The 13,683-nt window shown below is 40.2% G+C and carries 8 protein-coding genes; 2 read left to right on the top strand and 6 right to left on the bottom strand.

Annotation, left to right across the window (positions count from 1 at the left end; genetic code table 11):
• Positions 1 to 32: 32 nt before the first annotated feature.
• From H9L23_RS01865 to H9L23_RS01840, 6 genes are all read right to left on the bottom strand, one after another.
• Entirely contained in the window at positions 33 to 938 is a 906-nt protein-coding gene (locus tag H9L23_RS01865; protein ID WP_187593404.1) for a VOC family protein, read from the bottom strand.
• Positions 939 to 1,137: 199 nt separating this feature from the next.
• Complete coding sequence (locus H9L23_RS01860) at positions 1,138 to 2,268, bottom strand: hypothetical protein (RefSeq protein WP_187593403.1); 1,131 nt, start codon at positions 2,266 to 2,268, stop codon at positions 1,138 to 1,140.
• Positions 2,269 to 2,585: 317 nt separating this feature from the next.
• Positions 2,586 to 3,932, bottom strand: a complete 1,347-nt coding sequence (locus H9L23_RS01855) for a DUF4302 domain-containing protein (RefSeq protein ID WP_187593402.1) — start codon at positions 3,930 to 3,932, stop codon at positions 2,586 to 2,588.
• Between the two features lie 51 nt (positions 3,933 to 3,983).
• Positions 3,984 to 5,396: a substrate import-associated zinc metallohydrolase lipoprotein gene (locus H9L23_RS01850; protein ID WP_187593401.1), complete on the bottom strand. Its 1,413-nt coding sequence runs from the start codon at positions 5,394 to 5,396 to the stop codon at positions 3,984 to 3,986.
• 17 nt (positions 5,397 to 5,413) lie between these two features.
• The gene (locus tag H9L23_RS01845; protein ID WP_187593400.1) at positions 5,414 to 6,886 is read right to left on the bottom strand and encodes a RagB/SusD family nutrient uptake outer membrane protein; all 1,473 of its coding nucleotides are present in this window, start codon (positions 6,884 to 6,886) and stop codon (positions 5,414 to 5,416) included.
• A gap of 11 nt (positions 6,887 to 6,897) precedes the next feature.
• Positions 6,898 to 10,350, bottom strand: coding sequence for a SusC/RagA family TonB-linked outer membrane protein (locus H9L23_RS01840; protein ID WP_223191026.1), 3,453 nt, complete (start codon positions 10,348 to 10,350; stop codon positions 6,898 to 6,900).
• A gap of 1,452 nt (positions 10,351 to 11,802) precedes the next feature.
• On the opposite strand from H9L23_RS01840, the gene H9L23_RS01835 reads away from it, so the two are divergent.
• Positions 11,803 to 12,342, top strand: coding sequence for a P-loop NTPase family protein (locus H9L23_RS01835; RefSeq protein ID WP_187593399.1), 540 nt, complete (start codon positions 11,803 to 11,805; stop codon positions 12,340 to 12,342).
• 888 nt (positions 12,343 to 13,230) lie between these two features.
• A complete protein-coding gene (locus tag H9L23_RS01830) occupies positions 13,231 to 13,623 on the top strand; it encodes a hypothetical protein (RefSeq protein ID WP_187593398.1) in 393 nt (130 codons plus the stop codon).
• Positions 13,624 to 13,683: the final 60 nt, after the last annotated feature.

The raw sequence follows: 13,683 nt of genomic DNA, 5'->3' as shown, positions 1-13,683 counted from the left end.
CGGATAACAGCTTTTTTTATAAGCTCGGATTCCTATTCATTGTAGGCCTTTTGTAAAGCGGAAACATCAACTTTTTTCATTGTCATAAAAGTTTGTGTAACCCGGGCAACCTGCTCAGGGCTACCCTTCTTCAAAGCTTCGAACATGACAGACGAAGCCACCTGCCAGGATACACCGTATTTATCCTTCAACCAGCCACATTGCCCGGCTGCGCCTCCAGCTGTTAGGGCCTGCCAGTAATAATCGACTTCTTCCTGTGTATCGCATACAATTAGTAAGGACACTGCATCATTAAAACCGAAACCATGCGGGTGCGCACTATCCATAGCGGCCAGCCAGCTTTGGTTGATGTAAAAATCAGCAAACATTAATGTACCAGCCTTGTCGGGCCCCACATCTTCAGTGCGGGGAGCCGTGATACCAGGTTTACCATCTTTAAATACCGAACAGTAAAAATCAATGGCTTCACTGGCTTTACCAGCTACATCGCCCGTATACATCAACGATGGTACAATTACAGGCCTTTCTTCTCCCGTTGGGTTGGTAAGGATCAGCTGCCATGAAATGCCATATTTATCGCTTAGCCAACCATAGCGTTCGCTAAAAGGATAGCGGTCTAAAGGCATCATCACCGTTCCTTCAGGTAACAACTTGTTCCAAACTTCATCTATATTTTTGGCGGCATCAGCATCGCGGGAGGGATCAAAATTGATCATAAAAGATATTGCAGGACTAATAGTTAATCCCGGCCCCGAACTGATGCCCAGGAATGGTTGCCCGGCCACCGTAAATTCAACAGTTTCGCACTGGCCACCACCGGGCATATCGAAATGATTTGCATAGTTCAGGCCCGAATCAGGCAGTAATGATGCATAGAATTCGGCTGCCTCTTTGGCTTTATCCTGGGCGAACCAGATGTGAGGTTTGATGGGGAACATAGGTAAATGATTTTAAGGTAAATGTTATCCAAATATAGCCCTGAATGCGGCAATTTGTCAGGCACATTCCAGACATCTTAAGGGGGGAATCGCGACAAAGCTTATCCTCCAATTTCATAAATCAAATATGACTAATCCAGGTGTATCTTTATGGGGATGCGCGTCCCCATAAAGATTTCTAAAACCGAGTTATTTTAGATCATTGAATACATCTGTCGCTCATTTTTTCCATTCTAACCAAACCAGTTGATTTTGGTTTAGGCGAAGGAATATCATCGGGTTTATAATAATTGTCTAATCTTACAGGGAAATCTTTAGCAGCATTCATTTCATTCTGTCTGGCCATAAATACGGGCACATTTCCCCTGTTATTTTGTGGATAGGTCATTGATGAGCTGTGGTTATAACCCAATACATGGCCCATTTCGTGAAAAGGCGTAGTATAACTCTCGGTCATAAAATTTAAAGTAACCCAATCTGCAATACCAAAAGTACTTCCTCCACCCAGTCCAGTAACTTTACGCGTATCGGTTAAACCGCAGTTGATTTGGGTACGGGTTTGTGCCTTGATCCAGTCGGCTTCCTTTTCGGCAGTAGTTAATGGGGTTACACCATCATTCCCGATAACATATTCATTAACGATACGGCTTTTCATGGTGGCATCGGTGTACATGTAGGCGAAATTGATCATGAAACCGGTAAACATCCTGAACTGTTTTGCTGTCGGTTCGTCGAGCCAGTTATTATCTAAATTATCCGGATCAAAATCGTGCATTTTGGGTTGCCACTTGATGATGCTCAACTTTTTAAGCTTCTCAATTAATGGCGTAGTGCCCGAAAATTCAAAACTGATATCAGCAGGAAAAATACCATTGGTTTTATAAGCAGACAGATCTACAGTTTTACCATTAACATCCAGGTATTCGGTCTGCCCGCCGATAAAGGGATAGGGTATCTGCTTGATCCGATGCCCTTTAATGGTTCCAATATGTAAGAGCTGGATTTTTTGGGGCTGACCTTTAATAGTGGCCAGAATGGTGGCATCGGTAATATCAACAGGAGCAAAATTCGCCACTTCAATGGTGGTATTGTTTACGGCCGTTACCCGCAATACATTGTTAACATTGAATCGTCTGCTTTCGTTGGTCATAACAGACATGGCCTCGCCGTCTTCAAACATGAGTTCGTCGGCAGTAGTACCGGTAAAAGAATAAGCAGGTGTAGTTGGCCCGGTTTCTACTGGCTCCATCTCCTTTTTTTTACATCCAATGGTTAATAATAACAAACTGAGCACGGTAAGGCGCTTTAAAAGGGTACTTTTTGTCTTCATAAAGGTTTTTATAGGTAAATAATAGTAGGTTGATTACTTTTTTGGTAAGTTGAGTTTTAACTACTCTTGAGGCATCCCTGAGAAGCATTTGCTTTAAATAGTGGATTAAAACTTTGATTTAGCGTTTGGTTAGCGGTCATTTTTAAATGTAGAAATACTTCAAACGACGAGAAGGTAAAGTTTAGTATATCTGCACAAAAGTTTATAAAAATACTTTCAGTAACATAAGGTCACCTGAAAAAAGCAGGTATAAAAAAATGGATCTTCTTTTTAAAAAGATCCATTTTCAGTAATCGTACAAAGAAATTTAAAATAAATTATTGAAGCGAACCCGAGAAAGTAAAAGTAGGGTTCTGAACACTTTTAAATTGTCCCAAAACTTCGCCTGTTGTTGGATTTACAAAATAATCTATTGTAAAATTGTCAACATTTAAGCGTTGCGCAAGCAATGCTGCCAAGTTCGGATAAATATCAGCGCCATTGGTATCAGCCGTTTGATAGGTAAATTTAAATACCCCTGCATCACTTTTTGTAAAACCATAGGTAATATTGGCTACGTAAAGTGTACCATTTTGAGGTTGATTTACCTTTAATACCATCGTTCTAGTCACAAAATTAAAAGTGTAATACATCTCAGCCAGGGTAAGTCCAAACTTATTGGTTACCAGCATTTCTCTGGCTGCTGTGGCCCTTCTTGTTACATAATCGGCACCCCAACCCGGATAGGTTGTGGCATTTACCAATGAGAGACTGGTATAAACCTTGCCAAATAGTTGAGACAATGGGAAGATGGGTATTGTACTATATTTAATGGCGTACTCCTTTCCTGTATTATCATAAAGGACAATGGTTGTGGCGTCTTTTAAAGCAAACTTAACAAATCTTATCCCCTGATAAACCAAACCTTCATTTAAAATATTAATTCCATCAAGGGTTGTAGAATATTTTCCGATAACAGATGTGGAAACACCATCGTCGCCCACATTTAAAAAGGTAACTCTTTTACCAGACAATACCGTGTTTGAAGTATTTAATGAAATTGCGACCTTAATATTTTTACCTCCTGTGGAAATTTCTATGTATGGATTTTTGGCTACAAAAAAACTCTTAAAGTTATCTATAACCGCCTTATAACCGCCAGCTTCATAAATTGCCTTTTGTGCAGCTGTCGCCTTTACCATAGATAGTTTTTGTTTATATTTCTTTCCGATCATAACCAAACTATCAGCCGTGCTATGATCAAAAGTAAACTCTACATCACTTTTAAAGCCGGTAGCCCTATCGCCGCCAAATGCAGCAGGATTAGGATCCTGAAGCCAGTTAATATAATTGTAGGTATCAAAAATCAATGTTGCACCCACATCGGCCTTTACCCTGTAGGTTGAGGTACCGATCCTTGTAGCGGTATTATCATTCAAATCGCCGTACATTTTAACTTCCTGCTTCGCGCCGTCAAAAGTCATGTAAAACGCATAACCGCCGCCAGCCTGGGTAGCTAAATTAACCACCCAGCCATTGCCAGCCCCGGTTAAAGCCGTATTCACTTTTATAAGCTCTTCCTGATACCTTGCTTCGGGCGATTGCTCGAAGTTAGATTCAAAATCTGATTTTTTACAGCCTGCTAAACTCAACAGGCATATATATAGAAATAATAGTTTTTTCATTTATTTAATTTTTTATCGGTGTTGATAAAATGCTGAATGACTTTCTTTATGTTAATAAGCAAATTGGCCGTAAAAATAATTTGCAGGGTTTCCCTTAACATAAAAACCGCCGAAAGTATTAAAATCGGTAACTGATACATTTTTAGGGATCCAATCTGCAATAAAAGTTTTACCTGTTAGGTAAGGCTGCAAGGTGTTGGTAAATGCGGTAAGAAACTGGGTGGCATTACCAAAGGTTGTACCTGTACCCTGTGCAATTTTAGTAAACACCAGCTCTCCGGTATTTGAGTTGGAAGTAAACGAGAAAGAAAAATCAGCCATATATTGTGTAGGCCCTATATTTTGGGTTCCTGTAAAGGCCAGTCTCACCACCATTGAGGTCGCGCTTTCGAACCGCAATTGTATGTTATCTACGTGATAAGCATAAAATGCCGGACTGGCGGCCACCTGTGTTTTAAAATTATTGTAGGCAGTAGCAAATTCAGTAGAAATACCATACTTAACATACAATGCATCTTCGAGGTTGATGGTGAGGGTTCTCAAAATCGCCTTATCTGCTGTAGCACCTAAATCCTGCCCAACAAAGTAGCCAAAACTGGTGGGGATATATTTGTACCCGTCCCTAACAATACCTTGAATTTCGCGTTGTAAAGCACGGAAATCGACACCTAAATTAACAGTAAAATATTGCACCACACTTGCTTCTTTTGCCTTTAAGGCAGCCTTACCAGCTGCGCCTGCACCTGAAGCCCTTAAATCGAACCAGGCCTGACCATTTACGAGTAAATATGCGGTTGTTTCTGCAAAATCTTCGAAAGGTGATGATGATGCATAACTGGTTACATAACCATTGGCCCTTGCGGTTGCATCAGGTGTGGTTGTCCAGGTAGCCAGATAAGTAGACTTTGTAATGGTCTGAAAATCTGCCGGCATCGGCACAATCTGATTTAAAGTATGTGTAAATTCGTGATGGATGGTCCTTAATTTATCGAAATTGGCGGCAGCACTGTTTACATCAAAATTATTCACATTATACATGGTAATGTTGCGGCCTGCAGATGCAGTAGCTGCAATTGCTGATCCATCAGTATTATACGATGGCGATCCGTAAAGCACAAATTGTTTGGGCACCAGCCTCTTAATAAAGGTTGGCCCTGCAATTTTACGGTAAGGTAAAATAAAGCCCTGTAAAATGTTTTCCATTTGTGGTCTTACCTTATCTACGTTTACCGCAGCAATATCTTTATCGTTACCGTGCAAAAATCTGTTGTAACGGTAAACCACATCAATATTGTACTCATCTAAAAAGGTGGTTCTTAACCATTGGTCCAACTCGGTATTGGCAACTGGATTATCCAGGTTTATAGTACTGTTTTCAGCATTTAAAGGCGCTTCCTTTTTACATGAGAACATCATGATGACAAGGAACAGTGCTAAGAAAGTTTTGATTAAATTATTTTTCATGACTTTATTTAATTTAATTATCTTGGATTTAATGGCACGCCCGAAAGCTTAGCCTCTTCTGGAATCTGGAAAACCCTGCGGTTATCGCCGGCTTTTAACTCTAGAAATGTTTGATCGTTATTGCTATCGTACTTGTTGTGCACTACAGTCAAACCCCTTCTGATAATATCCAGCCACCTGATTCCTTCCTGTAAAAACTCGAATTTCTTGGTTTCTAAAATGGTCTTGATCACGGCCTGTTTTTGATCAGGAAGATTATAAAAAGTAGATAGCCTTGCCACTGTGGCCGCATCAGTTGCGGGGCTGTAAGATAAAATTCTGGTGCTGTAAAAAGTATTGATATCCTTTACCGCATTATCCAATTGTCCTAATTCTGCATAAGCTTCTGCCCTGTTCATTAACGCTTCATCAGCAGTAAAAAGCGGCATCATAATGTATGGCACACCGCTTGGTGCGTTAGGGGTTGTTCTGAAAAACAGCTCTTTATACTTATAGGTGGTATAGTTAGGTACCCCGTTAAACAGAATTTTATGCCCGGTTGCTTTGCCTGTAAAATTGTAGTTTACCCCAAACATCTTAACAAGATTTTGTCCATAGCCTTGTCTTGGAGTATTCTGTCTTTGAAAAAGCGAATAAGTTGTGGCCAGCAACAGGTTGTATTTTTGATCGGAACGGGTAAAAGCCAAATTGAATTCTGCAGTACCGTAAGTTCTCAAAGTGGTATTGATGGGCCTGATATTGCTTAGAAAATCGCCAGCAGGCACTGTGGCAGTGGCAAAATCGACAACTTTCTGCCACTCTCCTTTAAATAAATAGAAGCGGGCTGCAAATGCACTGGCTGCTGCAGGTGTAAAATGATATTTCGGAACTTCGTAAGCAGTTCCGTTCAATAAAGCCATTCCTGCTTTTAAATCGTCTTCTATTTTCTGATAGGTGGAGGCTACTGTTCCTCTTTCATAATTCTGGATTACCTTGGTTTCGGGCTGGGTTACATAGGGTATACCAGGCGAATTGTTGGCGCCGTTAATTTCATATACTTTGGCAAAAAAGTTAACCAGCATAAAATGTGCATAAGCCCTGGCCACCAAAGCTTCGCCTTTGTAAGGTAATGCGGCACTTCCGAAATTATTTTTTTCTATCGATTCGAGCGCCTGATTGGCAGCTGCAATAGCTTCGTAACAGGCATTCCAATAAGCCGTTGGCGAACCGGTATCGCTTCCTATAAAATCCTGCCAGGCATAAGGAGTAGAAATTACATTGGTTAAATCGCCAACACCGTTCCCTTTATCTTCTGAATTATCGGAAGCCGCTTCTGTAAAATACAGGTAATCGCGGTCTGGATAAGCAGTAGTAACCAATTGAGACAATTTATCAATCGTATTGATTTCAGTTCTGTTATCTGGTTCTGTATCTAAATATTTATTGCACGATTGTGTGGTAAGCAATGCGACTAGTGCAAGAAATAAAGTTTTTGTATGATTCAATTTCATTGTTATGCTGTTTAAAAACCAACTTTAAGTGATAAAGTATATTGTTTTGGTATTGGCAGTGCTACGCCGCCTGAGGCAAAAAACTCCGGATCCTGTCCGTTAAGCTTCTTATCTGAATATAACAGGGCAAGGTTGTTGCCTACAAACGAAATTTGCGCTGAGGCAATTTTCAGTTTGCTCAAAAACTCCTTGGGAAGTTCGTAACCCAGCGAAATCTGTTTAAACCTGATAAAATCGCCACTGGCTACCCTTTCTGAAGAGAAATTATATAGATTGTAAGGATATACTGCAGAAATGGTATTGCCGTTAACATCTTTAACCTGCGTACCTGTTTGGTATGAATCTAACAGTGCCGGTACGTTGGTAAACTGCTCGTCGCCGGGTTTGATCCACCGGTTAAGCAAATCTTTAGACATGGCGTAAAAATCAGGATAGGTAGCAGAATAAACATTTCCTAAACGCACCTTGTTACCGGTTGCAAAGGTAAACAGCGCCGAAAGTGTAAAGGCTTTATAGCGGAACTGGTTATAAAAGCCGCCTGTGAAAGTGGGATCAACCGGGCCTTCATATTTCAAAAATGCGGTTTTTGTACTTTGTAAATCTACGTTTGAATTCCTTTTCCCATTTTGATCGATGTAATAAGGATAACCGTTATCGTGATCTAAACCGGCAAATTGAAGCGAAAAAAGTCCCCTTTGTGCGTAACCCATAAGCGCACCGCCATCTGCATCAATCAAACTAAATATATTCGGACTAACCTGAAGATTGGTGATTTCGTTTTTATTGAAAGCGAAATTAAACTGGGTCCGCCATTTAAAATCAGTTCCTTTAATGGGGTTGCCCGCAACCGTAAACTCTAAACCTTTGGCACTCATATCGGCATAATTGGCATTTTTTGTAAACTGCCCGCCAATACCCGATGTACGGATGCTCCCGATCAGGTCATAAATGTTTCTTTTGTATAAATCAACAGTTAGGTTAAGCCTGTCGTTAAGCAAGGTTAAATCGGCACCTAAATTAAATTCCTTTAGCTTCTCCCAGGTAAGCTCAGAGTTTTCCAAGCTGGAGATGTAAGTTGCTGTTTCCTTTTCGTTTTCGTAAGGTCTTCTGGTAATCTGATTATAGAAAAGAGCAGATGAGTTATTGGCGTTGCCCAAATTGGCCACCAAACCGTAGGTTGCCCTTACCCTGGCAGAACTTAAAATGTTGTTTTTAGGCCAGAAAGATTCCTGATCTATATTCCATGCGCCCGAAACGTTCCAGGTTGGTAACCATCTTGCCCTTCTGCTACTGCCCAATAAATTGGATCCATCGTAGCGTGTGGTGGCATTAAAGCTATATTTATCTTTGTAAGAGTAGGCGGCCCTTAGCGAAAATGCAGAAAAGCGATCTCTGTAGGTAGCCATTCCATAATAGGGGAAGCCCGATTCCTGTGCAAATTTGAAGTATTTGTAACTGGGGTTAACCACCCCTCCATTTTCGTACTGGTAACCTACCCCGTCAAAATTTTCGGCCTGACGATCGATATAACGAACTTCCATTGATCCGAAAACGTTCAACCTGTGGTCTACATTAAAGGTTTTATCGAATTCCAGGTTATGGCGGAAATAAAAGTTTTTAAGATTATCGGTTTGGGTATTATAAAAACCACCATCAGGCAATACTACTGTGGGATCGGCATAAGGCTGATCGGGATCGCTGTACAGGTATTTGTTTGATCCGATTGTGGTTGCATCCTGATCTGCGCGGTAGGCCAGAGCCAGGTTGGCACCTTCGAGGATATAGGTTTGGCGTTCGGTTTTGGCAAAACGGTAAGCACCGTCAATTGAATATTTTAGTGATGGAATGATCTGGTATTTAATTCCGCCCTGCACTTTTAAATCGATCTGACCTAATTTTAAATAGTTATTTTCAAGCTCTGTTAAAATATTAAAAGGGGCATAATTCTTTGTAAAATACTCTCTGTTTCCATTCTGATCAAAAGCAGTTAACGCACGGCTGGTATTTAAAGAGTAAGAATAAGGATTGATGTCAAAATCCCTTGAATAGGTACCATAAACCGGGTCTGAATTACGATTTAACGTACCCGGTGCCTTTTGATCGCGGATTGAGCCGTTTATTAGCACCTCAGCACTCAATTTGTCGCTCATTTTCACATTGGCCCTAAAATTACCGGTATAACGGTCAACACCATTACCTAAGGTTTGACCACTGTCATGCAGGTAAGATGTTGAAGCATAAGTCTGAAATTTTTCTGTTCCACCATTAATACTTATTGAATGTTCCTGTAACAACGAGTTTTTAAACAAGAGATCAAACCAATCGGTATTGGCTTCAGCATATCTTTGTAAAAATGCTTTGCGCGTGGCAATATCATTTTTGGTTTTAAATGTTTGGGTAGCCTCATCATAATCGTACAATGAATTGTAATACTTAGAGAAAATACCGCCATCGGCACCTCTTGATGCTGATGCATGGTTAAAAAAACCTTTGTTATCCAGTTCTGTTAATACCCCCACCTGCTCCGCCGAATTCATAATATCGAAACTCGAATATTGCGGTTTTAAATAGGTGGTGTAATTCCCTGTATACGAAATTTTAGGTGCGCCCTCGCCTGCGCGTCCTTTTTTCGTGGTAATTACAATCACACCGTTCATAGCGCGGGCACCGTACTGAGCGGTAGCGGCAGCATCTTTTAAAATGCTGAAACTCTCAATATCATCGGGGTTTAAACCGGCAACAGATGAACCGATCAGTGTATTGGCATCGCCTGTTGATAAAGCATCGTTAGAAATGTTGACCACATCTTCCAAAATAATTCCGTCTACTACCCAAAGTGGTTTATTATCGCCTGAAAGCGATGTTGCACCACGTACCCGTATTTTTGGAGCGGCCCCGAATGTACCCGAAACGTTTTGTACACTTACCCCTGCAACCTGCCCTTCTAACATCCTGCTTACATCAGGCACACCATTACGCTGTGCATCTGATGCCTTAACCAGTGTTGCCGAACCGGTAAATAATTTCCGGTCTAAAACCTGGTAACCTGTCGAAACTACATTTACTTCGTTAAGCTGTGCAGCATCTTCAGTTAAGGCAACATCTATCCGCGCTCTTCCTTCAACAGGTGTTTCCATTGTTTTAAAACCTATAAATCTGAATACCAGGGTACCGTTTTCGGGTGCCGAGATCTGATACTGTCCATTGGCGTCTGTAGAAACTGTGGTCGAAGTTCCTTTAACAGATACGCTAACGCCGGGCATAGTTTTTCCGTTGGTTTTTTCCTTTACTGTTCCTTTAACAACTATGGCTTTTTGCTGATTTTTTACCATAGTTATTAATAGGGGTAATTTTCCGCCTTCTGCCGAGCTGGCCCGGGCGTTGCAAAAGATTACCGAGAGTAACAGTATCGCAATTCTGCTGATGCTCCTCTCCATTCTTCTTTTGTAGAGATTTAACTTCATAATTAATAGTTTTTAGTTTATTTTGTTGTATTAGTGAGATTTTGCTGGTATGGAGACTTTGAGCGTTAGTATGTTTATCGAAGATTTAAATTGTATCCGCTGTAATTAATATCCTGTTTCTTATTCTGGTCAAAACCTGAAGACGGCTAACCAGCGATTATTACTTAATTAATAAAATCGAAAAGCAAATATTTTCTTTATAAATTCCTATTGTTCATTGTTGTCGGGAAGACAAACCAAAGTAAACTATATTTAGTATTTGTAAACAATCATTTCTTAACCAATGCTAACAGATTATTAACTTTAAGAAGATCGGATCACCTATTCAACCGTGGCTGTCTTGTTGCTTTTGAAACTTTAAGTAGGGAACTAAATTTCAACTTTGACGGAAGTATATGTTTTTATGCCGGCTCACTTTGGCGATGCGCCAGATAGCAGTATAGTTCGTTGAAAATTCAGGGAAGGCTTATGATGCGTGCGTACGTTAGTTTGATGCGTGCGTATGCTAGTTTTATACTTGCGTATGATAGTTTGATGCGTGCATACGATAGTTTGATGCGTGCGTATGTTAGTTTTATACGTGCATGCGATAGTTTTATACGTGCGTATGCTAGTTTGATGCGTGCGTATGCTAGTTTGATGCGTGCGTATGATAGTTTGATGCGTGCGTATGCTAGTTTGATACGTGCGTATGATAGTTTGATGCGTGCGTATGCTAGTTTGATACGTGCATGCGTTAGTTTTATACGTGCAGTTTGTAGATTTCCGCACAGCATAAAGCGCATCTTTTATCATCTGCGCTAATCTGTGTCATCTGCGGGAAAAACCTTTATGATATTGTTCCCGCTGATTTAAGATGATAAACGCAGATAGGTAGTTAACAAGTTTTATTTACAGCCGCTGATTAAATATATGTTTTCATACTTACCTTAAAATCTGCGCTAATCTGCGTCATCTGCGGGAAAAACCTTTATGATATTGTTCCCGCTGATTTAAGATGATAAACGCAGATGGGTAATTAACAACTTTCAGTTTACAGTTTTATTTACAGCCGCTGATTTAAGATGATAAACGCGGATGGGTAGTTAACAACTTTCAGTTTACAGTTTTATTTACAGCCGCTGATTAAATACATGTTTTTCACATCTATCTTAAAATGTTAATAATTTTTACAACTATTTTATGCACAGGTATTTCTTTTGTAATTAATAAGTTATAATTTGGGATAACTAACCTAAACAAATATGATCGAAAAATTTAATGTTATTGTGGGCGCTTTCGCCATCCTTACGAGCTTTGGGATTTTGATCAGACTTTGTCGTCCTAACCGTAGAGAAAAACTGTAAAAAAAATGAGTCGGATATGAACCGTCCGACTCATGCACCAGGTTCTGCCAGGCATTAAAAAAACTGTATTTTTTGGCCTCGAATCATTTTACAATATCTTTGCAGGATGAAAATCCATATCCTTGGTGCCTCCTGCGCAGGTTCTACAACTTTGGGCAATGCTTTATCTTCGCAACTGAACATCCCTTATTTTGATACTGACAGTTTTTTCTGGGAGAAATCAGCTGTTCCGTATACCGTAAAAAGAGATCCATTACTGAGGAACGAATTGCTTAAAGCTGAATTAAGCCCATTTGAAAACTACATCGTTGGCGGCTCGCTGGTGAGTTGGGGCGAGGAATGGAAACAGATGTTCGACCTCGCAGTTTTCCTGTACCTGCCACAGGAAATCAGAATGGAACGACTGGTAAAAAGGGAATTGGAACGTTATGGAAATGCCATTTATGACGACCCGCAACGGCATCAGTTATTTCTTGATTTTATAGATTGGGCGTCGAAATATGACAACCGCGCTTTTACCGGACGAAATATCGGCATCCACGAAAACTGGCTAAACGGGCTTAATTGTAAGGTGATAAAAATTGAGGGCGATACGACGGTAGCGGAAAGGTTAAACCGTATTGTTAAAGTGCTTGATCTTTCTTAGCGCCATTTTATCATTTTTATGGCTTGATGAATAAAATTCAACAAACCACATCTGTTATTCGGGATTGCTTGGCAATCTGAGGGACGCTCGCCAGTTGTCATCCTGAGGAACGAAGGATCTCTGCGTATGGAACACGAACTTCAATAATCACTGCCATTTAGATCCTAAATTTAAGCAACTCACTTCAAAGATCTCTCCATTCCGCTGCGCTTCAGTCGAGATGACGACCATTCTATCGGAATTTTTCAATGATAATAATGCTCGATGGCTTTCATCCTGAGGAACGAAGGATCTCTGCGTATGGAGCACAAACTTTATAACCACTGCCATTTAGATCCTAAATTTAAGCAACTCATTTCAAAGATCTCTCCATTCCGCTGCGCTTCAGTCGAGATGACGACCATTCTATCGGGATTTTTCAATGGTAGTAATGCTCGATGGCTGTCATCCTGAGGAACGAAGGATCTCTGCGTTTGGAGCACAAACTTTAATAACCACTGCCATTTAGATCCTAAATTTAAGCAACTCAATTCAAAGATCTCTCCATTCCGCTGCGCTTCAGTCGAGATGACGACCATTCTATCGGAATTTTTCAATGGTAGTAATGCTCGATGGCTGTCATCCTGAGGAACGAAGGATCTCTGCGTTTGGAGCACAAACTTTAATATACCATTGCCATTTAGATCCTAAATTTAAGCAACTCACTTCAAAGATCTCTCCATTCCGCTGCGCTTCAGTCGAGATGACGACCATTCTATCGGAATTTTTCAATGGTAGTAATGCTCGATGGCTGTCATCCTGAGGAACGAAGGATCTCTGCGTTTTCTTTTCTCTAACAAAATAGATACTAGCTTAAAGATATTACCAGCCATATTTGCAATATTTCTATTGTCTTTTCTGATCCGAACTTTTTCTAAGCAACTTGCTCAAGCTAAAGGCAATAAAATTACACAGGTGATTGTTGATCAGCAGGGTTTTCATCATGTCCAAAATCTTAAAATCTTAAAATCAATAACTTTTGATTCCTTGCGGTTAAACCTTAACAAAAAGTATGATGTTGACCTCTCGGATGGCGATGATGTAAGTATAGAATTGCTTGTTTACCATCAGGATGATGTTGCAAATAAAATCGTGTGCAAAGCCATTACTTTTGAAACACCCTTTTCTATTAAAAATGGAGCAGAATTAAAAAGACATTTTATCAAGGGTATTATGGTGTTTCGTCCCGATTTGAGAATTTCTCCAGGGGTTTTAGATTTTTTTAATGTGGATGTTGAATGAGCTTAACGAAAATACAAATAATACCTTTAATTGGACAGAGTAATAAGACTTGCGCTAAAA

Source organism: Pedobacter roseus (assembly GCF_014395225.1).
GTDB classification, from domain to species: domain Bacteria; phylum Bacteroidota; class Bacteroidia; order Sphingobacteriales; family Sphingobacteriaceae; genus Pedobacter; species Pedobacter roseus.
This window is presented reverse-complemented; position numbering and strand designations above follow the sequence as displayed.

Coding starts and splice junctions, on each gene's coding strand:
- H9L23_RS01855 (WP_187593402.1), bottom strand. CDS start 3,932: ATGAAAAAACTATTATTTCTATATATATGCCTGTTGAGTTTAGCAGGC.
- H9L23_RS01835 (WP_187593399.1), top strand. CDS start 11,803: ATGAAAATCCATATCCTTGGTGCCTCCTGCGCAGGTTCTACAACTTTG.
- H9L23_RS01865 (WP_187593404.1), bottom strand. CDS start 938: ATGTTCCCCATCAAACCTCACATCTGGTTCGCCCAGGATAAAGCCAAA.
- H9L23_RS01845 (WP_187593400.1), bottom strand. CDS start 6,886: ATGAAATTGAATCATACAAAAACTTTATTTCTTGCACTAGTCGCATTG.
- H9L23_RS01860 (WP_187593403.1), bottom strand. CDS start 2,268: ATGAAGACAAAAAGTACCCTTTTAAAGCGCCTTACCGTGCTCAGTTTG.
- H9L23_RS01840 (WP_223191026.1), bottom strand. CDS start 10,350: ATGAAGTTAAATCTCTACAAAAGAAGAATGGAGAGGAGCATCAGCAGA.
- H9L23_RS01850 (WP_187593401.1), bottom strand. CDS start 5,396: ATGAAAAATAATTTAATCAAAACTTTCTTAGCACTGTTCCTTGTCATC.